Raw genomic sequence first — 24661 nt, forward strand, 5'->3', positions numbered from 1 at the left:
CGGTAGCCTGGCACGATGCGGATCCTGGTTGTCGACAACTACGACAGCTTCGTGTTCAACCTGGTGCAGTACCTGGGCCAGCTTGGCGTCGAGGCGCAGGTGTGGCGCAACGACGACGACCGGCTGTCCGGCGCGGCCGATGACCACGCCGCCATCGCGGCGCAGTTCGACGGTGTTCTGCTCAGCCCGGGCCCGGGCACCCCGGAACGCGCCGGTGCGTCGATCAGCCTGGTGCACGCATGCGCCGCTGCGCGCACCCCGCTGCTGGGGGTGTGCTTGGGGCATCAGGCGATTGGAGTCGCGTTCGGGGCGACGGTCGATCGCGCGCCCGAGTTGCTGCACGGCAAGACCAGCAGTGTGTTTCACACGAATGTGGGTGTGCTGCAAGGACTTCCGGATCCGTTCACGGCGACGCGGTATCACTCGCTGACCATCCTGCCGGAATCCTTGCCCGCAACCTTAGAGGTGACGGCCCATACCCGCAGCGGGGTGATCATGGCCGTGCGGCACACCGAGTTGCCGATCCACGGTGTCCAATTCCACCCGGAGTCGATTCTGACCGAGGGCGGCCACCGAATGCTGGCCAACTGGCTGGAGTACTGCGGATGGTCGCGCGACGACACCCTGGTGCGCCGACTGGAAAACGAGGTCCGCGCCGCGGTGCGGCCGTATTTTCCGCCGGATCCCGCTGCTACTGACCGAACTTCAGCGTGATGACGCCGTCGCGGTTTACCCCGGCGCCGGCCGGCGGGTTCTGATAGACGACTTTGTTGCGCTGGGAGCCACCCGCGTCCACGTCTTGACCCTTGTCCAGCACCCCGGTCCAGCCCAGCGCGCGTAGCCGCGGCTCGGCGTCGGTCCAGAACATGCCGCTCAAGTCCGGCATCAGGAATTGATTGCCCTTGGACACCTGCAGCTCGATAATCGAATCGACCGGCACGGTTTGTCCCTTAGGGGGATTCGTCGCGATCACCTCACCCGCGGGCCGCGGGCTGTCCACCGCCGCCTGGGTCAGCTTGGTGAAGCCGTAGACGGTCAGGTTCTTCTGCGCGATGTCGACGGTCTGCCCCGCGACATCCGGGACCTGCTTGGTCTCCGGCCCGGAACCGACGATCACGGTGATCATGTTGGTGATTGCGGACGTCTGGTTGGCCGGCGGATTGGTCTGGATCACCTTGCCCAGCAGCTCGGGGGTCGACGGCGAGTTGGCCTGCTTGAACTTGGTGAATCCGGCGGCCTTGAGCTTGCTGACGGCGTCGGCGTAGGTCAGCGACGACACGTCGGGCACCTCGCGCTGTTCCGGACCGGTGGACACATTGATGGTGATCTCGTCGCCGGCGCCCACCGACGCGTTAGCACCGGGATCGGTGCTGATCACATGGTCGGGCGCGATGCTCGAGTCGGGCTTTTGCAGGGTGCGCGTCTTGAAGCCGCGGTTCTGCAGCGCCGCGATGGCGTCCGCCGACACCTGCCCCCGCATGTCGGGCACCTGGACGTCGCGGGTGCTGCCGCCGAAGGTGTTAAACGCGATGACGACGACGATCGTCAGGACCGCCAGCACCGCGACCGCGACAACCCAGCGACCGACCGAACCACCCGTGTTATCAGTCGCGGAATCCTCGAGACTCTGCCGAGGTAACGGGTCGGTGCGCGGACCGATGCCGGGACCGGTCGCGGTCATCAGCGAGGTCCGTTCGGCGTCGGTGAATACCTTGGGCGCCTCGGGCGTCTCCCCGTTGTGCACCCGAACCAGATCGGCCCGCATCTCCCCCGCGGTCTGGTACCGGTTGTCCGGATTCTTGGCCAACGCCTTGAGGACGACGGCGTCCAGGTCGGGGGATATGCCCTCGTGCCGTTTCGACGGCGGAACCGGATCCTCGCGCACATGCTGGTAGGCGACCGCGACGGGTGAGTCTCCGGTGAAAGGTGGCTCTCCAGTGAGGATTTCGTAGAGGACACAGCCTAGCGAGTAGACGTCGGAGCGGGCGTCGACGGTTTCGCCGCGGGCCTGCTCGGGCGATAGATATTGCGCGGTGCCGATCACGGCCGCGGTCTGGGTCACGCTGTTGCCGCTGTCGGCAATCGCACGCGCGATGCCGAAGTCCATCACCTTGACGGCGTTGGTCGTGCTGATCATGATGTTCGCCGGCTTAACGTCGCGGTGGATGATGCCGTTGCGATGGCTGAAGTTCAGCGCCTGGCAGGCGTCGGCGATGATCTCGATGGCCCGGCGGGGCGGCAGCGGGCCGTCGTTGTGCACGATGTCGCGCAGGGTGACGCCGTCGACGTATTCCATGACGATGTAGGGCAGCGGGCCGCTGGGCGTCTCGGCTTCCCCGGTGTCGTATACCGCCACGATCGACGGGTGGTTCAACGCGGCGGCGTTCTGCGCTTCGCGGCGGAAGCGCAGGTAGAAGCTGGGATCGCGGGCGAGATCGGCGCGCAGCACCTTAACCGCCACGTCGCGGTGTAAGCGGACGTCACGGGCCAAATGAACCTCGGACATGCCCCCGAACCCGAGGATGTCACCCAGTTCATATCGGTCGGACAGATGCTGAGGGGTGGTCATTGCGCTATCTCAGGTCCGGCCGCTGAGAAGGTGGGCATCAAGGGGTGAACCCAGCTCATTCCGGGCGGCCTGCTCTTGACACCAGAATTACCTATCGCCGGGCCATCCGTCCAATCAAGCCGCAGGCCCGGAGCCGATCCGTTGGGCGTCTTGGAGGCCGGCGGCGGTGCGCTCGCCGGCGGGGTCCCGGTGTCGGTGACCGTCGGGGGCGGGCTCTGTTGCTGATTGTCCCCGCGGGAGTTGATGACGATGAGCACCGCGATGATGATCGCGAGCGCGCCAAGGACCCCCGCGGCCCACAGCAACGCGCGCTGGCCCGACGAGAATGTGCGACGGGCCGGCTGTTGGCGACGACTACCCGTCGACGGCTGGGACCGGCGGGGCGGTGGTGTGCGGCCGCCGCTGGTGGCGACGGGCCTGGCCTGTGGGCTCGACGGGATAGCCGCCGGCGAGGCCCGTCCGGGGGGCGGCGTCGTGCTGGGCCGCGGGGGCCGACGGCCGGCCCGCACCGCGGCAACGGCGTCGGCGAACGGACCCCCGCTGCGATAGCGCATGCCGGGGTTCTTCACCAGGGTGATCTCGATGAGTTCTCGCACGTTGGGCGGCAGCTCGGGCGGCAGCGGCGGTGGGGGTTCCTTGATGTGCTTCATCGCGACCGTCAGCGCGCCGTCCCCGGTGAACGGCCGCTTGCCCGAAACCACTTCGTAGCCAACAACACCCAGCGAGTAGACATCGCTGGCCGGGGTTGCGTCGTGGCCAAGGGCCTGCTCTGGCGCGATGTATTGGGCGGTGCCCATCACCATGCCGGTCTGGGTCACCGGCGCGGCGTCGACGGCCTTGGCGATACCGAAGTCGGTGATCTTCACCTGCCCGGTGGGGGTGATCAGGATGTTGCCCGGTTTGACGTCGCGGTGCACCAGCCCGGCGGCGTGGGCGATCTGCAGGGCACGACCCGTCTGCTCGAGCATGTCCAGCGCATGCCGCAGCGACAGCCGGCCGGTGCGTTTGAGCACCGAATTCAGCGGCTCCCCGTTGACCAGCTCCATCACCAGGTAGGCGGTGCGGCCTTCGCCGTCCATCTGACTTTCGCCGTAGTCGTGCACGGCGGCGATCCCGGGATGGTTGAGCATCGCGGTGGTGCGCGCCTCGGCGCGGAACCGCTCAATGAACTCCGGGTCCTGGGAGAACTCCGCTTTGAGGACTTTGACCGCGACCCGGCGGCCCAGCCGGCTGTCCACGGCCTCCCACACCTGACCCATGCCACCGGTGGCGATCAGGCGCTGCAACCGGTACCGGCCAGACAGTGTCACCCCAACGCGCGGGCTCATGGGCCCCCCTGTAGCGCGGCCTCGATGACGGCCCGTCCGATGGGCGCGGCGAGCGCACCACCCGTCGCCGACAGCCGGTCGGCGCCGTTCTCCACTAACACCGCCACGGCAACCTTCGGCGCTTGGGCCGGCGCGAACGCGATGTACCACGCGTGCGGCGGTGTGTTGCGCGGGTCGGTGCCATGCTCTGCAGTACCGGTCTTGGATGCGATCTGCACGCCGGGAATGGCCCCTTTCTGCTGTGCGTCCTTCTCGGCGCCGATCATCAGCTCTGTCAGCTTAGCGGCGACCTGCGGCTGGACCGCGCGGCGCTGCTGGTAGGGCGCGGTCGTACTGATGACGGCGAGGTCTGGTCCCTTGAGGCTGTCGATCAGGTAGGGCTGCATCGTCACGCCGCCGTTCGCGATGGTAGCTGCGATCTCCGCGTTCTCCAGCGGCGTCAGGGCGACGTCCTTCTGGCCGATGCTCGACATACCCAGTGCGGCGGCGTCCGGGATGATCCCGACCGTCGACTCTGCGACCTGCAGCGGAATGACACTCGGATTGCTGTCCAGGCCGAACGAATGGGCCATGCTGCGCAGCGCTTCGGCGCCGGTGAGCAGGCCCAACTGGACGAACGCGGTGTTACACGACAGGGCGAACGCCTTGCTCAGGGCCACCGTCGGTTCGCTGCCGCACGGAGTGCCACCGTAGTTTTCCAGCGTGGCCGTGCTGCCGGGCAGCGGAATCGTCGCCGCCGCGGTCAACTGCTCGCTGTCGGTGGCGCCGGCCTGCAGCGCCGCCGCCGTCGTGATCACCTTGAACGTCGACCCGGGCGGGTAGGTCTCCGAAATCGCGCGATTGACAAGGGGGTTGTTGGGGTCGTCGCGAAGCCGCTGCCATGCCTGCGCCCGCACCTCAGGATCGTGTGAGGCCAGCAAGTTGGGGTCATACGACGGCGAGGACACCATGGCCAGAATCTTGCCGGTGGACGGCTCGAGGGCGACGACGGCGCCCTTGCAGGGCGGCCCGCCACAGCCCTGCTGCATCGCGTCCCAGCCGGCCTGCTGAACGCGCGGGTTGATCGTGGTGTCGACATTGCCGCCGCGCGGATCGCGACCGGTGAAGAAGTCGGCCAATCTGCGCCCGAACAGCCGCTCATCGGAGCCGTTCAGCAGCGGATCCTCGGCCCGCTCGAGACCCGAACTGGAATAGCTCAGCGAGTAGAAGCCGGTGATCGGCGCGTACACGGCGGGATTGGGGTAGACGCGCAGGAACCGAAAGCGGCTGTCGGTGGCGACGGAATAGGCCAGCAGTTGCCCGCCAGCGATGATCTGTCCGCGTTGCCGCGAGTACTCGTCGAGTAGGACCCGCTGATTGCGCGGGTCGGAACGCAGGCTGTCGGCCGCGAAGACCTGAGTCATAGTGGCGTTGAGCAACAACAGCACGATCAACGCCATCACGGTCACGGAGATCCGGCGCAGAGAGGTGTTCATACCCGCTCAATCACCTCGGTGTTCGACGCCGCGATCGGCGCCGCATTCTTGGCGCGGGTTCGCAGGGGGCGCCGGGCGCTGTGCGAGATGCGGACCAGGATCGCCAGTAGCACATAGTTGGCCAGCAGCGAGGAGCCGCCGTAGGACATCCACGGTGTGGTCAGCCCGGTCAGCGGAATAAGCTGGGTTACCCCGCCGACGACGATGAACAGCTGGATGGCCAGCGTCGATGCCAGACCCGCCGCCAGCAGCTTGCCGAAGCTGTCGCGCGTGGCGATCGCCGTGCGCAACCCGCGCACGATGACAATCGTGTAGAGCATCAAAATGCTTGCCAGCCCGACCAATCCGAGCTCTTCACCGAACGCGGCGATGATGAAGTCGGTCGACGCGGCCGGCACCGTGTCGGGCTGACCGTTGCCCAGCCCGGTGCCGAAGATCCCGCCTGTGGCGAAACTGAACAGCGACTGGATGATTTGATAGCCGTGGCCGTCGGGGTCGGAGAATGGGTCCCACCACATCGCTACGCGAACGCGGACATGCTCGAAAATGAAATACGCGACAACGCTTCCCGCGGCGAACAACACCAATCCCATGACAACCCAGCTAAAGCGTTGTGTGGCAAGGTAAACCACAACCAGGAACGATGCGTAGAGCAGCAGCGAGGTGCCGAGGTCTTTCTCGAAGACCATCACGCCCACCGAGATCACCCACGCCGCCAGCAGCGGCGCGAGGTCGCGCGGGCGGGGCAGCGTCATGCCCATCAGATGCTGACCGGCGCTGGTGAACAGGCCGCGCTTGGCGACCAGCACCGCCGAGAAGAAGATCAGCAACAGAATCTTGGAGAACTCTGCGGGCTGAATCGAGAAGGCCGGGAACCGAATCCAGATCTTGGCGCCGTTTTGCTCGGACAGCGACGCTGGCAGCAACGCGGGGATCGCCAGGAAAATCAGCCCCGCAATTCCGTAGATGTAGCTGTATCGGCCGAGTTGTCGGTGGTCCTTGAGAAAGGTGACCACGAGCGCGAACGCGGCGACGCCGACCACGGTCCACAGCATCTGCTGGGATGCGCTGGGGTGATGGCGTCCGCTCAGTTCGTTGTTCACCAGGTCGAGGCGGTGGATCATCACCAAGCCAAGTCCGTTGAGCAGGGCCACAATTGGCAACAGGAGTGGGTCGGTGTAGGGCGCGAAGCGCCTAATCGCCAGATGCGCGCTACCGAACACAAGCAGGAAGATCAGCCCGTAGGCGGTCAGGTCCCAGCGCAGGCCGCGCTCCTGGTTGGCCTCGACGATGAGCAACGCGGCGACGGTGATCAGCGCGGCAAAGCCCAACAGCGCCAGCTCGGCATTGCGACGGGTGGGCAGCGGAGGCGTGACCGCGACCGGTGGCTGGATTTGTGTGGTCATGCCACCGCCCGGCAGTCGATGCCCGGCTGAGGTGGCGGTGGAGGGAGCGCAGTCACCGTCTGAGAGGTAGTAGCGGTGGGCGGCGTGGTCGCGGGCGCTGCTGGGGTGGTGCTGACGGGAGGGCTAGCGGGAATCGAGCTGCTGGGTTGGCCGCTGGATGAGGGCGGGGGTCCCGGGACGCTTGGCGGTGCTGTTGCGCTGGTCATCGGGGCGGGCGATCCCGGCGGCGAAGTGGCGCGCGGCGGCGGACACGGCGGCAGTAGGGAGTTGGCGGACAATTCCCGCAACTGCGCTTCCGCGTCATCCAGGGTTCCGGCCGGAAGGCCGGCCTGAACCTGCGCGCGCTCGGCAGGGCGCAGATCCTGCAGTTGCATCACTCGGCAATCGAGGTGACTGCCGTATTGGCTGTAGCTGATCAGGGATAACTCGTTGCGGGCGTTGAGGCAGCCCACCAGATACGGCTCGTGCAGGGACATGCCCAGCAGCGATCCCTGAATTCCGCGGACGATCGACACCATGCCGTTGTAATCGGCGACGTAGTAGTTGCTGCGGATGATGGCTCGCCCGATGGCCAGGCCCGTGAGCACCAGCAGGATGGCCAGCGTGCTGACGATAATCATCCGCCGGCGCGGCCACCGCGGCCGTTGAGCCGCTTCCTCTTGTAGCGCAACAGGTTTGGCGGTTTCGCCCTTGCGGGGGCCGATCGCAGAGGCCCGGCCGGCGGAGGTGTTGGGCAGAGTGGTGAGCTGATCGTCGTCACCGGATACCGCGCCGGCGAGAATCGGCTGAGTCTGGCCGTAGTCGTAGTCGACCACGTCGGCCACCACCACCGTCACGTTATCCGGCCCACCGCCGCGCAGCGCCAATTCGATAAGGCGGTAAGCACTTTCGGCGACATCCGGGATTTGCAGCGCCTCGTGGATGGTTTCGTCGCTGACCGGGTCGGACAGTCCGTCCGAGCACAGGAGGTACCGGTCGCCGGCGCGCGCTTCACGCATCGTCAACGTGGGCTCGACCTCGTGGCCGGTCAGCGCCCGCATGATCAACGATCGCTGAGGGTGGCTATGGGCCTCTTCCCGCGTGATCCGCCCTTCGTCGACCAGGGTTTGGACGAAGGTGTCGTCCTTGGTGATCTGGGTGAGTTCGCCGTCGCGCAGCATGTATCCGCGTGAGTCACCGATGTGGACGAGCCCAAGTCGGTTGCCCGCGAACAGAATCGCGGTCAGAGTGGTGCCCATACCTTCGAGGTCGGGTTCCATCTCGACCTGGGCGGCGATGGCGGCGTTGCCGGAGCGGACGGCGGTATCGAGCTTGGCGAGCAGATCGCCACCGGGCTCGTCGTCGTCGAGATGAGCCAGCGCGGCGATCACCAGCTGAGAGGCGACCTCACCGGCGGCGTGGCCGCCCATGCCGTCGGCGAGCGCGAGCAACCGTGCACCGGCGTACACCGAGTCTTCGTTGTTAGCGCGTACCAGGCCGCGATCGCTACGGGCGGCGTATCGCAGGACCAGGCTCACGGGCGCAACTCGATTGCCGTCTTGCCGATCCGAACCGGCGTTCCGATTGGAACTCGTACCGCAGTCGTCACCTTCGCCCTGTCAAGGTAAGTGCCGTTGGTCGATCCTAGATCCTCGACGTACCATTCCGAGCCGCGCTGAGATAGCCGGGCGTGCCGCGTCGAGGCGTAGTCGTCTGTCAACACCAGGGTTGAGTCGTCGGCGCGACCGATCAACACCGGCTGTCCGCTCATGGTGATGCGCGCCCCTGCAAGCGCCCCCTCGGTGACTACCAGGTAGCGCGCGGCTTGGCCGCGCTGACGCGACGGCAGCAGCGTCCCGCGCAACGCCAAACCGCGGCGCACCATGACAGCACCGGTAGGTGCGTAGATGTCAGTTTTCAAGATCCGCAGGACAGACCAGATGAATACCCACAACAGCATTAAAAATCCGGCGCGCGTCAGTTGCAGTACTAGTCCCTGCATCTGGCGTCCTTTCCGTCCTGGCATCGCACCCGTTAGCCCGTGACTCCGAGCACATCAGCAACGTCACGATACTTGGACGGCGGTCGACGCGGGGCGAAGCACGGCAGCTTTGAGCCCGGTGCGGTCAGTGAATCCGAACGATGATCTCTGAGTGGCCCAGACGGATGACGTCGCCGTCGGCCAACTGCCACTCCTGTATCGGCGCATTGTTGACGGTTGTGCCGTTGGTGGAGTTGAGGTCCGAGAGCAGCGCGACCTGGCCGTCCCAGCGGATCTCCAGGTGACGGCGGGAGACGCCGGTGTCGGGCAGCCGGAACTGGGCGTCCTGTCCGCGACCCACGATGTTGGAACCTTCGCGCAACTGGTAGGTCCGGCCGCTGCCGTCGTCGAGCTGCAGGGTGACGTTGGCGCCGGCGGATCCGTACCCGCTGTAGCCGCCGTACCCTCCGCCCGCTTGCTGGCCGTAATCAGCTTGCTGGCCGTACTCGGGCTGCTGGCCGTACTCGGCGGACCCGGCGTAGTCGCCGGCCTGACCGTATTCGTAGTCGCGGTGTGCGGTCTCGGGGTAGCCGCCGCCTTGCGGGGGGTAGCCGCCCGGAACGCTCTCGGCGTACTGGGTGTAGTCGCCCGACTGGCCATAATCCTGCTGGCCGTATCCCTGGCCGCCTTGCTGGTAGCCCTGGTCGTAGCCGCCGCCCGGCTCATACCCGGCACCCTGCTCGGGGTATGCCGGTCGAGCCTGTTCGGTCGCCGGCGGGGGCGCGTAGCCCTCCTCCTGACGAGCGGGCCCGCGACCGTATTCGCCATAGCCGCCGTAACCGGGCTGACCGCCGCCGGGCTGACCGCCGCCAGGTTGACCGGCGCCGGGCGGGCCGTAGCCGCCGCCCGGGCGGTAGCCCTGGTCGTAGCCTTGGGCCCCGTAGCCGCCGGCAGCGGGGGGACGCTGTTCATACGACGGCGGGTAGCCGCCCTGCGGCTGGTCGGGGTAGCCGCGGCCCTGATCTTGGTATCCACCGGGAGGCGGGTAGCCGCCGGGAGCCTGATACCCGCCCGGGGGCGGGTAGCCACCCTGCTCGGGATATCCGCCCTGGGGTGGGTAGCCACCCTGCTCGGGGTAGCCGCCGCGCTGGTCGGGGTAGCCACCCTGCTCGGGGTAGCCACCCTGTTCGGGATGGCGAGGCGGTGGATATCCGCCCTGGGGTGGGTAGCCGCCCTGCTCCGGCGGGTATCCGCCGCGTGCCTCCGGCCCGCCCTGTGGGTCCTGACCACCGCGGTCGTCTTGTGGACGCGCATAGCGGTCCTCGGGGTACTCGTCGCCCGGCCGCCCCTGCCCCGGACCGCCGCGATAGCTCGGGTTGTCACTCATTGGTGGTACTCCTGGTTCTGCGCTGAACGCCTGATTTGATTGTCGCCGGGCGAGATCGCCGAGCGTCGGGCGGGGCTCGACATCGGGGTTGACAGCCCCGCGGGCGCGGAACTGGCCGGTGTGCAGGTTCGGCAGCTGCTCGAACCTGACGACCACATCACCATACGTTTGCCACCCCTGTTCATCGATATAGTCAGCCACGTGCCGCGCGAAAGCGCCTGACGAGACCTCAGAATCGGCGCCTACCTTCGCAAAGTCGTGCACACCGAGGGTAATGATGTATTCATTGGGCGCCAAAAGGCGATTTCCCTGCAGCGGCCGCACACCGTCTTCGGCTTCCCGACGCAATAGGGCTTCAACCTCTTGGGGGACGATCGATCCCCCGAATAGTCGGGCAAACGCGTCGCCGACGGTTACTTCGAGCTTGCGTTCGATGCGCGCAGCCAGCCCTTTTTGGCTACCCATGCGTCAGCGCTCACCCGCACTTGTCGCCGTATATCGCCGGCGCAAGGCAAAGGGCTTGCCGGCGTGTCGTATCACCCCAGCATGGTATCGGGATACCGCGATGCGGCGTCACCGGGAGAATTCTGAGAATCAAATCCGCGCAGTTCAAAGAGGTCTCCAGCCGGCGGCCCGGCGCCCGAGCCGTTGTTTGGGCCGGCTCAGCGGTTGGGGCGAGCGGCCACTAAAGTGATATGGTCCATCGGTTGTTTTCCCCGGGCGAGTGGCGGAATGGCAGACGCGCTGGCTTCAGGTGCCAGTGTCCTTCGGGACGTGGGGGTTCAAGTCCCCCTTCGCCCACCAAAAGCGGTTCGATGAACCGCATGCGTGGCCGCCACGAGGCGCTGTTCGGGCGACTACCCGCCCCTCAGGGTCGGCGGTAGAACTTGAGGCATGGCCGACACAGTCAAGGTCACGATCGATCGCGGCTCGGTGGCGATGGGCGACGACGTGGGGCGCTACTACGCGAAGACGCTCGGCGAGGACGAGTACCAATCCGCCGTTGCCCGGTTACATGCCGAATTATCCGACCTGGGTGAACTTCCCGGACCTGTGTAGCAAGGTGTCCATGATTAACTGCGTTCGTGCGCAGGGAATCCGGGCTGGCTCGCCGCTTCTTTGATCGGTTTGAGCCGATACACGCCGTGACGTATTTCGCGCCGGAGGCGCGGGCGGCCCTGGACGGACTGGGCTACCGGGGTTTCTGGATGGGCTACTTCGCGGCCCGCTCGGCGCCGCTCGGCATGGTGCCGCCCGAAGTCGTGACCGCCATCTTCTACAACTTCGCCCCCGAACGCGTCGCCAAGGCGCTGCCGTCGGCGTGGCAGATCGCCGGACCCGACGCCGCGCTAGGCGCCCGGCAAGACTCCGCGGTCGCGGCGCTGCGCCGGTACGGCCTCACTGCGGACGAAAAGGTCAGTGCCGCAGCGGAATTAGCGGGCAAGGCAGCACGCGAGGCGACGCTGGACGGGCGTCCGCTGTTCGCCGCGAACCGGGCGTTGCCGTGGCCGGACGATCCGCTGGCGGCGCTGTGGCATGCCGCGACGCTGCTGCGCGAGCAGCGCGGCGACGCACATGTCGCGCTGTTGGCCGCCGCCGGCGTCTCGGGCCGAGAATCCAACGTCTTGCACGCCGCGGCGGGTCGGGTCCCGCGCGACTACATCGCCCGCACCCGCGATTACGACGACGCGGCCTGGCGTCATCACGAACAACGCCTGGCCGAGCGCGGACTGCTGAACGAGGACGGTTCGCTGACGAGCACCGGCCAGCAGCTCAAGGACCACATCGAAGCGACAACGGACGCGCTGGCCCTCTCGGCGCTCGATCCGCTCAGCGACGATGAGGTCGAGACGCTATTTCGGGAGCTCACCCCGATCACCCGGGCGGTGGTCGCCGGCGGCGATGTCTCGGCGATCAACCCAATGAGCTTGCGGCGCGACGAATTACACGAGGACAGTGCGCATTTGGCCTAGCGCGGCAAGGTTCAAAGGATGCCCCCAAAGCGTCCGGCTGGGTATGGTGAGCCGGTGGAGGGCAAGCAGGCTGGGCGGCACCGCACCTCCGAGAAGCCAGACGGTGATGAACCACCCGTCGAGCAATCTCCGCCCACTGCCCACTCCGCGCCTCGGCGCCCGTGGTGGCGGCGGCCACGCATCGCGATCTCGGCCGCTGTCCTGTTGGTGGTAGCCGCCGTCGCTGCCGTTGTCATCACCAGCCAGCTGGGTAAGGACCGCTCTAACGCCGCGCGGCCCACCGGACCCCAACGCGGGATACGCGTCTTTGGCCCCGAAATTACGCTGCCGTTTACCGGTCTCAACCATCCCGCCGACGTCGAGGTGGATCCCGCCGGGAACCTCTATATCGCCGACGACGACAACAATCGGGTGCTGAAGCTGGCGGCCGGGGCGAGCACCCCAATCCAGCTGCCGATCACCGGCCTACGTGCCCCCGAGGGAGTGGCGGCGGACGCCGCGGGCAACCTCTACATCACGGAGGTCAGGGACGACATCGTGCTGAAGCTGGCGGCCGGGTCGAGCACCCCGACCGAGCTGCCCTTCACCGGCCTCAACAAGCCGCAGGGGGTAGCGGTTGATGCCAGTGGGACCGTCTATGTCGCCGACACCGGTAACGACCGCGTTCTGGAGTTGGGGGCCGGGGCGCGCCAGCCGGTGCAAATGCCGTTCACCGGTCTCGCCGGCCCGGAAGGGGTGGGCTTGGATGCCGCCGGCAGCATCTACGTCACCGACTCGGGCAACAGCCAGGTCCTGAAAATGCCGCCCAAGTCAGGCCGGCAGGAGGTGCTGCCGTTCACCGGACTCTTTACCCCCGGCGACCCCAGCGGCGTGGCGGTGGACGGTGCGGGCGATGTTTTCGTCACCGACTACACCGGCAACCGGGTGCTGGAGCTGGCGGCTGGGTCGAACCATCAGGCGATGATTCCGATAACCGGCCTCGAACACCCCAGCGGCGTGGCGGTGGATAACGCCGGCAATCTCTTCGTCACCGACTACACCGGCAACCGCGTGGTGAAACTGCCGGCGCCGTGACGACGCCGCCGGGATCAGCTCGGCAGCAGGCGCCGCTTCTGCTCGGCGAACTCCTCGTCGGTGAGAATTCCGGCGTCGCGCAGGGAGAACAATTCGCGCAGCTCTGCGGAGATGCCCGTAATCGGGCCGCCCGCAGCCGCTTCCGTCGCTTCTTCCGACTCATCCTGCGTCGATTTCCCGGGCTTGCCCAGTGCCAGCCCCATCCGCTCCCGCACGCCTGCACCCCCGCCACCGGTGGTGCCTGCCATTGCGCGCCCAGCCATGCTGGCCAGGGCCATCTGGCTGAACAGGTTGCCCGCGCCGCCAGCCGCCGAGGCTTCCGCGGCGGCCGCGACCGTCGTGGTGGGTAATGCGACCGCGCTGAGGCGAAACTCCGGCGCGGCCGCGGCCCACGTTGCCGGCACCGACAACCTGCCGACCGACGTCGAGTCGGCCAATGTCGCTGCTGGCGAGCCGAGGCTGTTGATCACCGGAAACGACGACGGAGGTATCGGTGCATAGCCGGGCCAGGACTGGATTCCCGCCCAGCCACTGACGATGTCGTCGGTGTGGAAACCGGTCAGGGCACCCACAACGTCATAGGGAAGAGACACCGTACTGAGGGCGGTTCCCGTCGGGTCGACGAAAACCGAGCTCAGGTCTGCCACGAAATTCAGCTCGTCCATCGCCGACAGGGGTGCCGCGGTCGCCGCGGGGGCCGCGGGGGCCGCGAGATTGGTCAACGCGTTGGGCACCGCCGACGAGACGCTCTGTTGCGCATTGCCGGCGGAGGTCCCCGTCGCCCGAGACACCGCGGCCGCCTGCGCCGTCGTGCCGCCGGAGTCGGTGGTCGAAGAAGGCGTGCTGAATGCGTCCAGCCTGGTGGCCGCAGCCGACGCGCCCGCGTAGCTCTGCATGGCCCCGGCGTCTTGCGCCCACATCTCGGAGTACTGCGTCTCGGTGGTCGCGATCGCCGAGGTGTTCTGCCCGAAAAGGTTTGTCGCGATCAACGCCGCCAGCAGGCTGCGGTTGGCCGCGACGACGGGCGGCGGCACGGTTGCGGCGAACGCGGCCTCGTACGCGGTGGCCGCCGCGATCGCCTGGTTGGCCGTTTGTTCCGCCTGCGCGGCGGCGGTTCTCATCCAGGCAATATAGGGAGCGGCCGCGGAAGCCATCGTTGCCGAGGCGGGCCCCAGCCATGGACCGGCCGTCAGGCCTGAGATTGCGGACTGATACGAACTGGCCGCCGAATGCAGCTCGGCGGCCAGCCCCTCCCAAGCCGACGCTGCCGCCAGCAGCGGACCTGAGCCGGCGCCGGTATACATCCGCGCAGAGTTGATCTCTGGCGGCAGCATCGCGAAGTCCATGTCATTCCCTCCGGTCGAGCATTCCCATGCGCGGGCCATCGGTAAACGGCAAACAAACGCAATGCTACGGGGGCCGGTGGGCGCTCAGTGTCAATAATTTTGCTCACTAAGACTGTGAGTTAGCTGGGAAATGGCGTTACTCCCGACAAACCTGCCTCCGGAGCCACCCGGCGTGGGGACACGCAACCCACCAAGGTGGGCTGCAAGCTGGCGATTTGCTCCCACCAAGGGTCGGTGCGAGTAGGCCCGGCGAGAGCGGCGGACCGGCCATGGACGGGCGCTACGCCGCTGCGACACCCGACGTCGGGTTCGCCACGAGTTGCTGAAAAGTGGGGCGTGTCGACCCGATTGGCCGGTATTACATCGCAGCAGCGACAGCCGGGCTGCCGGCCACGCCTTCCGCGGCTCCTCAGGTGGTCGGCTGGCTTTGCGTCCAGCTGACGATTTCGGGCGTGACCGGGTCGGTGATGTCCTCGTATTCGGGATGCTTCTGGAGGACCGTCTCGACCATGGAGCACACCGGGACGATCCGCTTGCCGGCGCCCCGGGCGGCGTCGAGCGCCTCCTTCAGGAGGATGGTTGCCAGGCCGCGGCCGCCGAATTCCGGATCTACCACGGTGTGGTAAAAGACCCGCTGGTCGCCACGGTCGAGAAAGTCAGCGTGGCCTGCGGGTTTCCCGTCGACGGCAATGGTGTAGGTCTGATGCCCAGCGGTGACGGTGGTTTCGGCGCCGGTCTTATCGGTGGTCATGTTGGATTCCCTTCTGTGTGTGGCTGATTGGGTAGCAGCCGGGTGGTCGGTAGCGGCGGGGCGGACAGTCGGGTGACCGGGCCCCGATATCCGGCGACGGCGCCGAAGCGTTCGTCGGCGTCCTGCCAGAGTTGCCGATAGCGGACGATTTCGTCGTGGCTGCGCGCGACGAAGTTCCACCACATCAAAAGCTCTTCGGTAAACGGTGTGCCGCCCAGCAGCACGACCCTGGCCGGCCGGTCCCCGACGTTGCGCAGGCGCAGCGCGGAGCTGCCCGGGCTTTGATACCCGAGCTCGGCGACGGACAGGGTCGTCCCCCTCATCTCCACCGTGCCCACATCGCAGAGCACACCGTGTTCGAACGCCGGGTCGACGTCGATGTTCACCGCAGCCTTCGCGTCGAGATCGATTTGGGCGCCCAACGGGGTGAACGTGTGCACTGGCGAGCGGCTGCCGGCCAGTTCGCCGAGAAACACCCGCACCGCGGCCCCCGGAACCGACACCGGTGCGTTGCACCGGCATCGCCCCCGGGCCGCCCAGCGGAACCTCGCGCGGAGACAGCACTTCGATGCCGGCGACCGACGTTGCGGCGCAGGCGACTTCGGTGGGTGCGGTCTCGAGGTTGCTCATCGTCCACTCTTGGCGCGGGCCTGAGGCGCCGATATCGCGACACTACCCGGGACCGGGGTGCCGTCGAGACGGACTACCGGCCCGGCGGGCGTAGCACCTGCATGGCCACCCGCATGATCGGCTCCGGAATTTGGTCCTTCACCGACAGCGCGGCATCCGCAGCGCGGGAACGCAGCGGTGCGCCCCGTCCGAAGATCCGGTTCAACGGACCGCCGGACGGCTCGAGCACCACGTGCAGCGGCGGAGTGCCCACCGCCGCGCCCAGCGCGTTCGAGATGACCATCCGCTGGATCTCGCTGGTTCCCTCAAAGATGGTGTACAGCTTGGCATCTCGGTACCACTTCTCGACCGGGTGGTCGGTGATGTAGCCCCAGCCGCCCATGGTCTGGATGGCGCGTTCGGTGGCCTTGATGGCAACCTCGCTGGCGGCGAGTTTGGCCATCGAACCTTCGCCTCGCTCGAATGGGACTTCGTTGGCTGCCATCCAGGAGGCACGCCAGGTCAGCAGCCGGGCGGCGTCGATCTGGGTGGCCAGGTCGGCCAGCGGAAACGCGATCCCCTGGTTGTCGATGATGGGCCCGCCGAACGCCTCCCGCTCGGTGGCATATGCCGTCGCGTACTCCAGCGCCGCCCGCGCGATGCCGATCGCTTGGGCGGCGACCATCGGACGGGTCTGCTCGAAGGTGCCCAGGGTCGCCGAGCCGGAGCGCTGTCCGCCGGCCACCAGTTCGCGGGCTTTGGCGAGCTTGTGCTCGAGTTTCTCTTGTCCGCCAAGCAGATTGGCGTTCGGCACGCGCACGCCGTTGAATCGTAGCTCCGCGGTGTGAGATGCCCGGCAGCCCAGCTTGTCCAGTTTGCGAACCAGTTCGAGGCCGGGGGTGCCGCCCGGTACCACAAACAGCGCCTGGCCGCGGTGGCCCAGCTCTTCGTCGACCACCGCATTGACCACATGGACGTTGGCGATGCCGCCGTTGCCGATCCACATCTTGTGGCCGTCGATGATCCAGTCGTCGCCGTCGCGGCGGGCGCGGGTGCGCAGATTGCGTACGTCGCTGCCGCCCTCGGGTTCGGAAATAGCCAGTGCGGCAAGCTTGAGATCGCCCGGGGTGCCGAAGCATTCGGGTGCCCACTCGAGCATCTGTTCCGGGGACGCCGCCTGGCCAATCGCCGACAGCGCGAGTGCCGGCATGACGATCGCCAAACCGATTCCCGCACAACCCCAGAACAGTTCCTCCATGAACATGGGCAGCGACATCCCGGTCGGGTCACCGATCAGATCGCGGTAGAACAGCGGACTGTAGAACCCGCGTTGGGCGGCCTCCTCGAGCACCGGCCAGGGAAACTCCTGGCGCTGGTCGTAGTCGAGTGCAACCGGGCGTATCACGGATTCGGCGAACTCGTGTGTCCGTCGGGCAAGGTCGTGCTGGGCTGCCGTCGGTGTCAGGTCGAACGTCATTGCTGTGCCTTTGGGTCAGCGGTCGCGGTCCTTGCCGACCACGACTACCCCGTCAGCTCAGTGAACAAACGTTCACCGTGTCCGGACGCGCTGTCAGGCGGCAGAACGCGGGCCAATCTGTGCCATCGGCAGGTGCAACACCATTGCGGGGGCCGGGATGGCCTCGTGTTCGCGGCGCGCCAGGAGCGCCGCGTTCTCGGGCAGCTGCCTTGAGCTGATCTCACCCGCGGCGATGCGGCGCAATATGTCGTGGGCCCGGGCGAGCTGGTGGCGCTTGCGGTACTGGCCACCGGGAAGCTTGACGCCGGCCCAGACGCCGTACTCCTCGCGGTGCGCGATGGCGTACTGCGCACACCGGCGCTGTTGCGCCAACGGGCACCGGCGCAGGCATTCGACGCGGGCCTCGGTGGCGGATCGCTCGTAGGCACGCGCCTTGGCCGCCCCGTCACCCTCGTCGTCATCGGGATAGCCGAACCACAGTTCCGGGTTGGCTGCGCAGGGGTGTCCCATCTCGGTCTCCTTGTCGGCATTGAAACGTAGACAGAAGCGTATACACAATCTTGGGACGTGCGCAAGAGAAACGTGACAAAAACGTATATCCGCTGACAAGGCGTACCCCCTGTGTAATATCCGGCCCATGGCCGGAGCCTGCGGTGAGCCGTGAATCGGCTGGTGCGGCGATCCGTGCGTTGCGTGAGTCGCGGGACTGGTCGCTAGCCGAGCTCGCCGCCGCGACCGGCGTCAGCATCATGGGACTGAGCTATCTGGAGCGCGGCGCCCGCAAGCCCCACAAAAGCACAGTTCAGAAGGTTGAGAACGGCCTGGGTTTGCCCCCCGGCACGTATTCGCGACTGCTGGTGGCCGCCGATCCCGATGCCGAGCTGGCCCGGTTGATCGCCGCACAGCCACCGGTGACCATGTCCGCTCGGCCCGCCGGGGCGGTGGTCGTCGACCGTCACAGCGACACCGACGTGCTCGAGGGCTACGCCGAAGCGCAGCTCGATGCCCTCAAATCAGTCATCGATAGATTGCCTGCGACAACATCAAACGAATACGAGACGTATATTCTCTCTGTGATCGCACAGTGCGTGAAGGCCGAGATGCTTGCGGCCAGCTCCTGGCGGGTGGCGGTGAACGCCGGCGCCGATTCGACGGGGCGCCTGATGCAGCATCTGCGGGCGCTGGAGGCAACGCGCACCGCCCTGCTGGAGCGGATGCCCACCAGCCTGAGCGCGCGGTTCGACCGGGCGTGCGCCCAGTCGTCGTTGCCGGATGCGATCATCGCGGCCCTGCTCGGTGTGAGCAGTGACGAGATGTGGGACATGCGAAATCGCGGCGTCATCCCCGCCGGAGCGCTCCCCCGCGTTCGGGCATTCGCCGACGGGGTCGAGGCGACGGCCGAGGATGGCAGTGACGGGGACAGTGGCGAGGGGGACGCGTGATCGAAAGCGATGTCGAGGCGTTGAGCCGCGCACACGAATTGTTCGCCGGCAACCCTCCCCGTCCGCCACTCAACGGCGCACACCACGGTGCATATCTGCGTCGCGCAGGCGTGCTGAATAGTGCTGTGGAACAAGCTGATTACCAACGCTGGGCGGACCACGGCCGGGAAGCGCTGTCGTCGGCAGATCGCACGGATGCCGCCGCGGCCCGCGTTATCGACGGTGCTCATCACGACCGGGCCCAGGCGCACGCGCTGACCAAGAGCGTCCTGGACGAGGCCCGCGCCGATGCCGTCGCTGCCCCGACGACACCGATGGCCCAGCGCGAGGCTGTACGTCGTCGTGTTGAGAGGCTGCGCGCGCAACGGACGCACGTCCTGGTGGCCAGGTTGCGCGCCCGCCGGCGTGCGACGGCGCTGCGGGCGTTGCGCTACCGGATGTTGCACCACCACGGGTCCGCGTTAGCCGGTTTGCGGCTGCCGTTGCCGAGCAGTCGTGCCGGGATCGCGGTGCGCGCGGCGTTGTCGCGCCTGGGCCGTCCGTATGTCTGGGGTGCGACGGGTCCCGATCAGTTCGATTGCTCCGGGCTGGTCCAATGGGCCTACGCGCAGGCGGGCCTCCACCTGGACCGCACCACGTATCAGCAGATCAACGACGGGATCCCGGTCCCGCGTTCGCAAGTTCGGCCGGGCGACCTCGTCTTCCCGCACTCCGGACATGTGCAACTGGCCATCGGCAACAATCTGGTCGTCGAAGCGCCCTACTCGGGGGCCTCGGTGCGGATCAGTCCGCTCGGCGGCAACGTCGCGATTCGCCGGCCGATATGAGAAGTAACGATGAATAGGTTGAGGCCATGTCGGAACAAGCGTCGTTAGCCGCCATCCGGGCGCGGCAATCAGCGTTGGCGAGCCAGCATGGCTCGGTGGCCGACGCCGATCGGGTGCTGTCGGAAGTGATTGCCAGCGCTCATGCCGCGATCCGCGAGAGCATCAGGCGACTGGACGCGATCGCCGAGGAAATCGATCGTGCCGTACCGAATCATGCTGCGCTCGCAGCGGATACGCCGATGGGAGCACGCGAGTTTCAGAAGTTCCTGATCGCCAAGCAGCGGGAGATCGCGGCAGTCGTGGCAGCTGCTCACCAAATGGACAGTGCGAAAGCAGCTGTGCTGCAAAGCCTCCGGGAGCAGTACGTCGTGCCTGGCGGCTAGCCGGCGGCCGGGCGAGAGATTTCCCCACACCCACCGCGAAGTGAATTGTCGACGAGAATGCGGCAAAGTACTGTCACCCGGCATGGAGGGGTCGCGACCACGCCCGCACTCGGGCGCAGCGTTGCTTGTCTAGCCGATGTCGATGTATGACGAGCTACTTGCCACGGTAAGGGTTGTGCGTGACCGCACTGGCGATCCGAACGCATGGCAGGCCGGGCTGACACCGAATGAGCTAACGGCCGTGGTCACCCCTGCTACCCATGGAAACAACCTCGCCGCGATCTCGACCAAGATTCGTCAACAACATCCCGACCTGTTCGATGCACGGGCGAAACCGGAAGGCACAGGTGTATCGGGTGACGAGGAAGGCGCCGCCGCCGAAGCCATAGCTGGCGCTGAAGTCGCTCTGGCACATCAGAATTCAGCAAGCTCACAACTCGACCTGCAAGTGATTTCGGCGATCATGAACGCCCATCTGAAAACCGTCGAGGGTAGGGAAGCGCTGACCGCGTTGCAGCGCGAAACCGAGGCGGCGGTGCAGACGCGATCCGATTTGGACACCCCGGTGGGTGCCCGGGATTTCCAACGGTTTCTCATCGGCAAGCTCCGGGACATCCGCGCGGTGGTGATGACCGCAAGTCTGGATGACACGTCGAAGTCGGCGCTGATGGCCGCATGGACATCGCTGTATGACGCCTCGACAAGCGGACTCGGCGAGACCCGGCCCGCGGCGACCCCGGTTACCGCACCCGTCAATGCGACCGCCCCGCTGCCGGCGGCCCCGGCCGATGCGGGCGGTGATCCGCTGCTGGATTCGCTGCTGGCGGAGGACCCGGCGCTGCTGAACGGCGACCCGGCACAGGACCCGGCGGCGGGCTCGTCGGTTCCGATCACGCCGACGACGCCAAGCATTCCCAATCTGGGCGGGGTGCCACTGCCAGGTGTGGGCACGATGGGCGGTTGGGGGGCGCCGGGTGGGTTACCGGCGTCCGGACGGCAAGAGGGTGGCGATCCGTCCTGGTCGGGGCTGGACGACAACGGGCCGCCGGACTCCAACGACCCCGATGCCTCAGGCGATGAACCCGACCACGCGAAAGACGACGAGCACCACGACGAGGACACGTCGGCGCAGAGCCACGAGGCGCCGCCATCGGGCCCGACCGCGGTGACGCTGCCCGACGGCGAGACCGTGACGGCCGCCAGTCCGCAACTCGCCGCGGCGATCAAAGCCGCGGCCGGTGGGGTGCCGATCGCAGATGCCTTCGCCCAGCAGGGAATTACGATCCCCGCACCGGGGACCACGGTCAGTAGTCCGCTCGACCCGGTGCAGGTCATACCGGGAGATATCGGCATTTTCACCGATCGTCATGCGCTTGGCCTGGGCCACGGCAAGGCCCTGCTCGACGGGCAGATTCAGCACATCGCCACCGTAAGCGGCCCGAGCTTTCTAGGCTGGGAGCATCCGCCGGCCACCGCGACCGCGCCGGCCACGACCGACACACCGACACCGACACCGACCCGGCCGGCGGCGACGTCGACCACCGAACTGTAGGGAACCCGCCGGCCCGGCCGGCGTCGCAGGAAGAGGAGACAAACGGATGGCAGATCGAATCCACGTGGTGCCCGCACACTTACGTGAAGCCGCTGCGCATCATCAGGAGACCTCCGACTACCTACGCACCATCCCGTCGTCGCACGCCGCGATTCAGGAGAGCCTGGACTCGCTGGGCCCCATCTTCGGCGAGCTTCGCGATGCCGGGCGCGAATTACTCGAGCTGAGACGCCAGTGCTATCAGCAACAAGCCGACGACCACGCCGATATGGCGCACAAACTCAGCGTCTCGGCGTCGGCATGGGACCAGCACGAGGAAGATGCGGCCGGGCAGCTGGGCGGCATCGTCGACGGCGGTCGATGACCGACGCCAATCCCGCCTTCGACACGGTTCATCCGAGTGGGCACATCCTCGTCCGCTCGTGCCGCGGCGGGTACATGCACAGCGTCGCGCTCAGTGAGGAGGCGATGGATACCGACGCCGCGACCCTGGCGCAGGGCATTCTGCTGACCGCCGACGTCTCGTGGCTCAAAGCGCTACTGGAAGTTCGAGACGAGATCGTCGCCGCTGGGCACACGCCGTCCGCCGAGGTCCCCAGCCCGCGTGACCTCGATGCGGCCATCGAAAAACTGCTGGCCCACAAATTGCGTCGCCGCGACCGCATGGATTAAGCGGCCGCACCACACCGATCGTCCTAGAGCAGCCATCTCTTAGCGGCATCGGGATCGGGTGCGATATCGCTGGGCGGCTCGATGGGATTGGCGCCGAACAACTCTCGCGCCCGACCGAGCAGGGCGCGCACTTCGTCGAGTTGCTGCTGCAGCGCAGAATCAGCCATGGCCTCACGGTACCCAGGCCGTCGGGGCCGCACAATTCACCGTCGGCAAAGCTCGCCCGCAAGATGTCGGTACGCTGAACCGGTGGCGATCTTCGGTCGGAAGACGGCGCGCCAGCGCCTCCGGAGAGCTACCCGGGAATCACTGGCGATGCCGGCCTTCAGCTCTCCCATCGATTGCACCCCGTGGGTGATCGGTGGGCTCTGGCCTGCCGAACTATCGACGATCACCGACGAAAACGCCCCGCTCGCAGAGCATCTCAGGGCCGACCTGCAGCGGATTACCAGCAGAGCCAACGATGAGCTGAAGATGCTCAAGCGCGCCGGAATGGATGATGCGGCCCGCCATGCCGCGGAGGCCCGTGCCATCAACGAGGCCCGCGCCCACGCGGCGCGACGAGTCGAGTCGGCGATTCGCCATTTACGTGCGCGGAAGGCCCGCCCCGACTACCCGCGGTACCCGCCCAGACGGGCGGCTGAGCGTTTCCCGCACAGTGATCGCGACAAAACGGAAATCATCCCCGTCGTTCCGGCGTTGCCGGAAACCTCCGCAGACGGGCCCATCGCGGACCGCACCGAGGTCATCCCGGTCCCGGCAACCGAGCATGCTGCCGACGAGCCGGCCGCGACGACTGAGGATGCCGAGACCGCCGTCATCCCGAAACTGTGGGCGGTCGAGCCGGTGCCGCCGGTCGATGACGACGACGAGGATACGGGCGGCCGGCATCGAATTTGGGGTGAGGAGGACGGCGAGCCGGCCGCCGCGCCGGACGCCCTGGAAACGCCGGCCCCGCCGGAACCGCCAGCGGTCGAAGCCGAACCCGAGACCACCCGGCTGGAAGCCCTCGCCCCACCCGAGGAGCCCGCGGACACCGGCTTAGACCCGTTGCTCGATCCGGTGCTGCCGGTCGATGACGACGACGACGATACGGGCGGTCGGCATCGAATTTGGGGTGAGGAGGACGGTGAGCCGGCCGCCGCGGCGGAAGCGCCGGAACCGGAAGCGCCGGAGCCGCAGGCCCGACCGGACGCGGTGGTACTGCAGGCCGCGCCGGAGGCCGTCGAGCCCTTGGAAGCCGCCGTGCCGTTGGTGGACGGCGGGGACGCCGAGGTGCCGGAGAGTCCGTACGAGGTCGACGACGAGACCGGCGCGATCCCGGCAGTCGAGGAGCCGGCCGCCCCGGTTGCGACCGAATCCGACACCGAACGCCTGCAGCGGATCCTCGCGTTCGTGGTGCGCCAAGAACCGCAGCTGAACTGGGCGGTCGGCGATCGCGCTGACGGCACGACGGTGCTGGTCACCGACCTCGCCCACGGCTGGATACCGTCGGGCATCACCCTGCCGGCCGGCGTGCAATTGCTGGCACCGGCACGGCGCACCGGTAAAGCCTCCGCGATGCTCGGCGAAACGACGCGCTCGGCGACCTACACGCCAGGGGATCCGGTAGGCCGGCCGGCTGACTTCGCCGCGACGGAACCTTCGGTGCAGGCGCGAGAGCTGCCGGCGGTCGACGACATGGGCTGGGAGCTGGGTCGAGTCACGCACTGGCGCGACGGATTGCCGCGGCTCGTCCACACGTTGGCCAAGGCCGCCACCGCTGGGACCGGCGTCGTCGAGGAAGAAGCCGACCTGCTGCGCGTCCACCTAGACACCGCCCGGTACCAGGTGCTGACGCAGTATCCCGACGCCGACCCCGCGCTTTTGCTCAACTGCCTCTTGCTGGCGGCGACCGAAAGCAGCGTCGCCGGCGATCCGATATCGGCGAACTACCACCTCGCCTGGTTCCAGAAGCTCAATGAACCGCCGGCCAGTCGGTGGAGCGCGGAGTCGTGACCGAGCGTCACACAATGAATTGACGCTGGTTGGAGCGCTCGATGATACTGACATCGTGGCGGGGTCGGGCAGTCGCAGTGAGCGGAGCGACCTGAAAGATCGCGATCTCGTCGAAGCGGTGTTGCGTGAGCTGAGTGAGGCGGCCGACAAGTGGGAAGCCCTTGTTGCGCAGGCCGAGACGATCACTTACAGCGTGGATTTGGGGGATATACGGGCGGTGGCAAATTCGGACGGCAAGTTGGTGGAGTTGGCGTTGCATCCGGACGTGATGAGCGGCTACGCCCATGCGGAGCTGGCTGACAGATTGAACCTCGCGATCGCGGCGCTGCGCGAGGAGGCGGAAGCCGAGAACCAGGCTAGATACGGTGGCGACCTGCACTGACGTCGGTATGGATGCGGCAGGCCCGCATCGACCGCCGAAAGGAGAATGAC

Annotated in this window: 24 protein-coding genes, 1 tRNA gene and 2 pseudogenes; 14 read left to right on the forward strand and 13 right to left on the reverse strand. The window is 67.1% G+C overall.

The window, feature by feature from the left end; genetic code table 11:
• The first annotated feature begins 15 nt into the window (after window positions 1-15).
• A complete protein-coding gene (locus MNAB215_RS08680; protein WP_077078575.1) occupies window positions 16-714 on the forward strand; it encodes an aminodeoxychorismate/anthranilate synthase component II in 699 nt (232 codons plus the stop codon).
• Here the strand turns inward: MNAB215_RS08680 and pknB are convergent.
• From pknB to MNAB215_RS08715, 7 genes are all read right to left on the reverse strand, one after another.
• Complete coding sequence (pknB, locus tag MNAB215_RS08685) at window positions 692-2569, reverse strand: Stk1 family PASTA domain-containing Ser/Thr kinase (RefSeq protein WP_077078576.1); 1878 nt, start codon at window positions 2567-2569, stop codon at window positions 692-694. The genes MNAB215_RS08680 and pknB overlap by 23 nt on opposite strands.
• On the reverse strand, window positions 2566-3897 hold the full coding sequence (locus tag MNAB215_RS08690) for a serine/threonine-protein kinase (RefSeq protein WP_077078577.1): 1332 nt from the start codon (window positions 3895-3897) through the stop codon (window positions 2566-2568). Before MNAB215_RS08690 ends, pknB begins: the two co-directional genes overlap by 4 nt.
• Window positions 3894-5372, reverse strand: coding sequence for a D,D-transpeptidase PbpA (gene pbpA / locus MNAB215_RS08695; RefSeq protein ID WP_077078578.1), 1479 nt, complete (start codon window positions 5370-5372; stop codon window positions 3894-3896). Before pbpA ends, MNAB215_RS08690 begins: the two co-directional genes overlap by 4 nt.
• Window positions 5369-6778: an FtsW/RodA/SpoVE family cell cycle protein gene (locus MNAB215_RS08700; protein ID WP_077078579.1), complete on the reverse strand. Its 1410-nt coding sequence runs from the start codon at window positions 6776-6778 to the stop codon at window positions 5369-5371. Before MNAB215_RS08700 ends, pbpA begins: the two co-directional genes overlap by 4 nt.
• Window positions 6775-8295 carry a PP2C family protein-serine/threonine phosphatase gene (locus MNAB215_RS08705; protein ID WP_077078580.1) on the reverse strand — a complete coding sequence of 507 codons (1521 nt, stop codon included), beginning with the start codon at window positions 8293-8295 and terminating at the stop codon, window positions 6775-6777. Before MNAB215_RS08705 ends, MNAB215_RS08700 begins: the two co-directional genes overlap by 4 nt.
• Window positions 8292-8759: an FHA domain-containing protein FhaB/FipA gene (locus MNAB215_RS08710; RefSeq protein ID WP_077078581.1), complete on the reverse strand. Its 468-nt coding sequence runs from the start codon at window positions 8757-8759 to the stop codon at window positions 8292-8294. The genes MNAB215_RS08705 and MNAB215_RS08710 overlap by 4 nt, the downstream gene beginning before the upstream one ends.
• A 124-nt stretch (window positions 8760-8883) precedes the next feature.
• Window positions 8884-10590, reverse strand: coding sequence for an FHA domain-containing protein (locus MNAB215_RS08715; RefSeq protein ID WP_077078582.1), 1707 nt, complete (start codon window positions 10588-10590; stop codon window positions 8884-8886).
• A 253-nt stretch (window positions 10591-10843) separates the two neighbouring features.
• Between MNAB215_RS08715 and MNAB215_RS08720 the strand changes: the two genes are divergently transcribed.
• The 4 genes from MNAB215_RS08720 to MNAB215_RS08730 all read left to right on the forward strand — a co-directional run bounded on the left by MNAB215_RS08720 (window position 10844) and on the right by MNAB215_RS08730 (window position 13172).
• Window positions 10844-10929, forward strand: a tRNA-Leu gene (locus MNAB215_RS08720).
• A gap of 90 nt (window positions 10930-11019) precedes the next feature.
• On the forward strand, window positions 11020-11184 hold the full coding sequence (locus MNAB215_RS29665; RefSeq protein WP_165691553.1) for a hypothetical protein: 165 nt from the start codon (window positions 11020-11022) through the stop codon (window positions 11182-11184).
• A gap of 26 nt (window positions 11185-11210) precedes the next feature.
• A complete protein-coding gene (locus tag MNAB215_RS08725; protein WP_077078583.1) occupies window positions 11211-12098 on the forward strand; it encodes an SCO6745 family protein in 888 nt (295 codons plus the stop codon).
• 18 nt (window positions 12099-12116) lie between these two features.
• A complete protein-coding gene (locus tag MNAB215_RS08730; RefSeq protein WP_083746072.1) occupies window positions 12117-13172 on the forward strand; it encodes an NHL repeat-containing protein in 1056 nt (351 codons plus the stop codon).
• 14 nt (window positions 13173-13186) lie between these two features.
• Here the strand turns inward: MNAB215_RS08730 and MNAB215_RS08735 are convergent, their stop codons facing one another.
• The 5 genes and pseudogenes from MNAB215_RS08735 to MNAB215_RS08755 all read right to left on the reverse strand — a co-directional run bounded on the left by MNAB215_RS08735 (window position 13187) and on the right by MNAB215_RS08755 (window position 17865).
• Window positions 13187-14518: a PPE family protein, SVP subgroup gene (locus MNAB215_RS08735; RefSeq protein WP_077078585.1), complete on the reverse strand. Its 1332-nt coding sequence runs from the start codon at window positions 14516-14518 to the stop codon at window positions 13187-13189.
• A gap of 409 nt (window positions 14519-14927) precedes the next feature.
• Entirely contained in the window at window positions 14928-15269 is a 342-nt protein-coding gene (locus tag MNAB215_RS08740; RefSeq protein ID WP_077078586.1) for a GNAT family N-acetyltransferase, read from the reverse strand.
• Window positions 15266-15775: pseudogene (locus MNAB215_RS08745) on the reverse strand (pirin-like C-terminal cupin domain-containing protein); the annotation flags it as partial. The pseudogene MNAB215_RS08745 and the gene MNAB215_RS08740, both read right to left, overlap by 4 nt.
• A 197-nt stretch (window positions 15776-15972) precedes the next feature.
• Window positions 15973-17355 (reverse strand): acyl-CoA dehydrogenase family protein, encoded by a 1383-nt coding sequence (locus tag MNAB215_RS08750; RefSeq protein WP_077078587.1) that lies wholly within the window; start codon window positions 17353-17355, stop codon window positions 15973-15975.
• Between the two features lie 93 nt (window positions 17356-17448).
• Window positions 17449-17865: a WhiB family transcriptional regulator gene (locus MNAB215_RS08755; RefSeq protein WP_077078588.1), complete on the reverse strand. Its 417-nt coding sequence runs from the start codon at window positions 17863-17865 to the stop codon at window positions 17449-17451.
• A gap of 143 nt (window positions 17866-18008) precedes the next feature.
• Here MNAB215_RS08755 and MNAB215_RS08760 point away from each other — a divergent pair, with 143 nt between their 5' ends.
• The 6 genes from MNAB215_RS08760 to MNAB215_RS08785 all read left to right on the forward strand — a co-directional run bounded on the left by MNAB215_RS08760 (window position 18009) and on the right by MNAB215_RS08785 (window position 22231).
• The gene (locus MNAB215_RS08760; RefSeq protein WP_077078589.1) at window positions 18009-18797 is read left to right on the forward strand and encodes a helix-turn-helix domain-containing protein; all 789 of its coding nucleotides are present in this window, start codon (window positions 18009-18011) and stop codon (window positions 18795-18797) included.
• Window positions 18794-19624 carry a C40 family peptidase gene (locus MNAB215_RS08765; protein ID WP_077078590.1) on the forward strand — a complete coding sequence of 277 codons (831 nt, stop codon included), beginning with the start codon at window positions 18794-18796 and terminating at the stop codon, window positions 19622-19624. The genes MNAB215_RS08760 and MNAB215_RS08765 overlap by 4 nt, the downstream gene beginning before the upstream one ends.
• 26 nt (window positions 19625-19650) lie before the next feature.
• Complete coding sequence (locus MNAB215_RS08770) at window positions 19651-20007, forward strand: DUF4226 domain-containing protein (RefSeq protein WP_077078591.1); 357 nt, start codon at window positions 19651-19653, stop codon at window positions 20005-20007.
• A gap of 136 nt (window positions 20008-20143) precedes the next feature.
• Window positions 20144-21559, forward strand: coding sequence for a DUF4226 domain-containing protein (locus tag MNAB215_RS08775; RefSeq protein ID WP_077078592.1), 1416 nt, complete (start codon window positions 20144-20146; stop codon window positions 21557-21559).
• Between the two features lie 46 nt (window positions 21560-21605).
• Window positions 21606-21923 (forward strand): ESX-1 secretion-associated protein, encoded by a 318-nt coding sequence (locus MNAB215_RS08780; RefSeq protein WP_077078593.1) that lies wholly within the window; start codon window positions 21606-21608, stop codon window positions 21921-21923.
• Window positions 21920-22231, forward strand: coding sequence for a DUF2694 family protein (locus MNAB215_RS08785; RefSeq protein WP_077078594.1), 312 nt, complete (start codon window positions 21920-21922; stop codon window positions 22229-22231). The genes MNAB215_RS08780 and MNAB215_RS08785 overlap by 4 nt, the downstream gene beginning before the upstream one ends.
• Before the next feature lie 23 nt (window positions 22232-22254).
• Here MNAB215_RS08785 and MNAB215_RS29675 read toward each other — a convergent pair whose 3' ends face one another.
• The gene (locus MNAB215_RS29675) at window positions 22255-22398 is read right to left on the reverse strand and encodes a hypothetical protein (RefSeq protein ID WP_165691554.1); all 144 of its coding nucleotides are present in this window, start codon (window positions 22396-22398) and stop codon (window positions 22255-22257) included.
• A gap of 82 nt (window positions 22399-22480) precedes the next feature.
• Here MNAB215_RS29675 and MNAB215_RS30655 point away from each other — a divergent pair.
• The 3 genes and pseudogenes from MNAB215_RS30655 to MNAB215_RS08795 form a co-directional block, all read left to right on the forward strand.
• Window positions 22481-22822, forward strand: a pseudogene (locus MNAB215_RS30655) (hypothetical protein); the annotation flags it as partial.
• Between the two features lie 684 nt (window positions 22823-23506).
• A complete protein-coding gene (locus MNAB215_RS30660) occupies window positions 23507-24229 on the forward strand; it encodes a DUF5631 domain-containing protein (protein ID WP_342743248.1) in 723 nt (240 codons plus the stop codon).
• Between the two features lie 52 nt (window positions 24230-24281).
• Entirely contained in the window at window positions 24282-24611 is a 330-nt protein-coding gene (locus MNAB215_RS08795) for a DUF2710 family protein (RefSeq protein WP_108637734.1), read from the forward strand.
• Window positions 24612-24661 lie beyond the last annotated feature (50 nt).

The sequence above is a fragment of the Mycobacterium numidiamassiliense genome (assembly GCF_900157365.1).
In the GTDB taxonomy this organism is placed as follows: domain Bacteria; phylum Actinomycetota; class Actinomycetes; order Mycobacteriales; family Mycobacteriaceae; genus Mycobacterium; species Mycobacterium numidiamassiliense.

What these genes read in the sequence shown, in the direction of transcription:
- MNAB215_RS08785 (WP_077078594.1), top strand. Translation starts at nt 21,920, where the DNA reads ATGACCGACGCCAATCCCGCCTTCGACACGGTTCATCCGAGTGGGCAC.
- MNAB215_RS29675 (WP_165691554.1), bottom strand. Translation starts at nt 22,398, where the DNA reads ATGGCTGATTCTGCGCTGCAGCAGCAACTCGACGAAGTGCGCGCCCTG.
- MNAB215_RS08740 (WP_077078586.1), bottom strand. Translation starts at nt 15,269, where the DNA reads ATGACCACCGATAAGACCGGCGCCGAAACCACCGTCACCGCTGGGCAT.
- MNAB215_RS08715 (WP_077078582.1), bottom strand. Translation starts at nt 10,590, where the DNA reads ATGGGTAGCCAAAAAGGGCTGGCTGCGCGCATCGAACGCAAGCTCGAA.
- MNAB215_RS08680 (WP_077078575.1), top strand. Translation starts at nt 16, where the DNA reads ATGCGGATCCTGGTTGTCGACAACTACGACAGCTTCGTGTTCAACCTG.
- MNAB215_RS08730 (WP_083746072.1), top strand. Translation starts at nt 12,117, where the DNA reads ATGCCCCCAAAGCGTCCGGCTGGGTATGGTGAGCCGGTGGAGGGCAAG.
- pbpA (WP_077078578.1), bottom strand. Translation starts at nt 5,372, where the DNA reads ATGAACACCTCTCTGCGCCGGATCTCCGTGACCGTGATGGCGTTGATC.
- MNAB215_RS08770 (WP_077078591.1), top strand. Translation starts at nt 19,651, where the DNA reads ATGTCGGAACAAGCGTCGTTAGCCGCCATCCGGGCGCGGCAATCAGCG.
- MNAB215_RS08710 (WP_077078581.1), bottom strand. Translation starts at nt 8,759, where the DNA reads ATGCAGGGACTAGTACTGCAACTGACGCGCGCCGGATTTTTAATGCTG.
- MNAB215_RS08690 (WP_077078577.1), bottom strand. Translation starts at nt 3,897, where the DNA reads ATGAGCCCGCGCGTTGGGGTGACACTGTCTGGCCGGTACCGGTTGCAG.
- MNAB215_RS08780 (WP_077078593.1), top strand. Translation starts at nt 21,606, where the DNA reads ATGGCAGATCGAATCCACGTGGTGCCCGCACACTTACGTGAAGCCGCT.
- MNAB215_RS08750 (WP_077078587.1), bottom strand. Translation starts at nt 17,355, where the DNA reads ATGACGTTCGACCTGACACCGACGGCAGCCCAGCACGACCTTGCCCGA.
- MNAB215_RS08775 (WP_077078592.1), top strand. Translation starts at nt 20,144, where the DNA reads ATGTCGATGTATGACGAGCTACTTGCCACGGTAAGGGTTGTGCGTGAC.
- MNAB215_RS08755 (WP_077078588.1), bottom strand. Translation starts at nt 17,865, where the DNA reads ATGGGACACCCCTGCGCAGCCAACCCGGAACTGTGGTTCGGCTATCCC.
- pknB (WP_077078576.1), bottom strand. Translation starts at nt 2,569, where the DNA reads ATGACCACCCCTCAGCATCTGTCCGACCGATATGAACTGGGTGACATC.
- MNAB215_RS08700 (WP_077078579.1), bottom strand. Translation starts at nt 6,778, where the DNA reads ATGACCACACAAATCCAGCCACCGGTCGCGGTCACGCCTCCGCTGCCC.
- MNAB215_RS08735 (WP_077078585.1), bottom strand. Translation starts at nt 14,518, where the DNA reads ATGGACTTCGCGATGCTGCCGCCAGAGATCAACTCTGCGCGGATGTAT.
- MNAB215_RS29665 (WP_165691553.1), top strand. Translation starts at nt 11,020, where the DNA reads ATGGCCGACACAGTCAAGGTCACGATCGATCGCGGCTCGGTGGCGATG.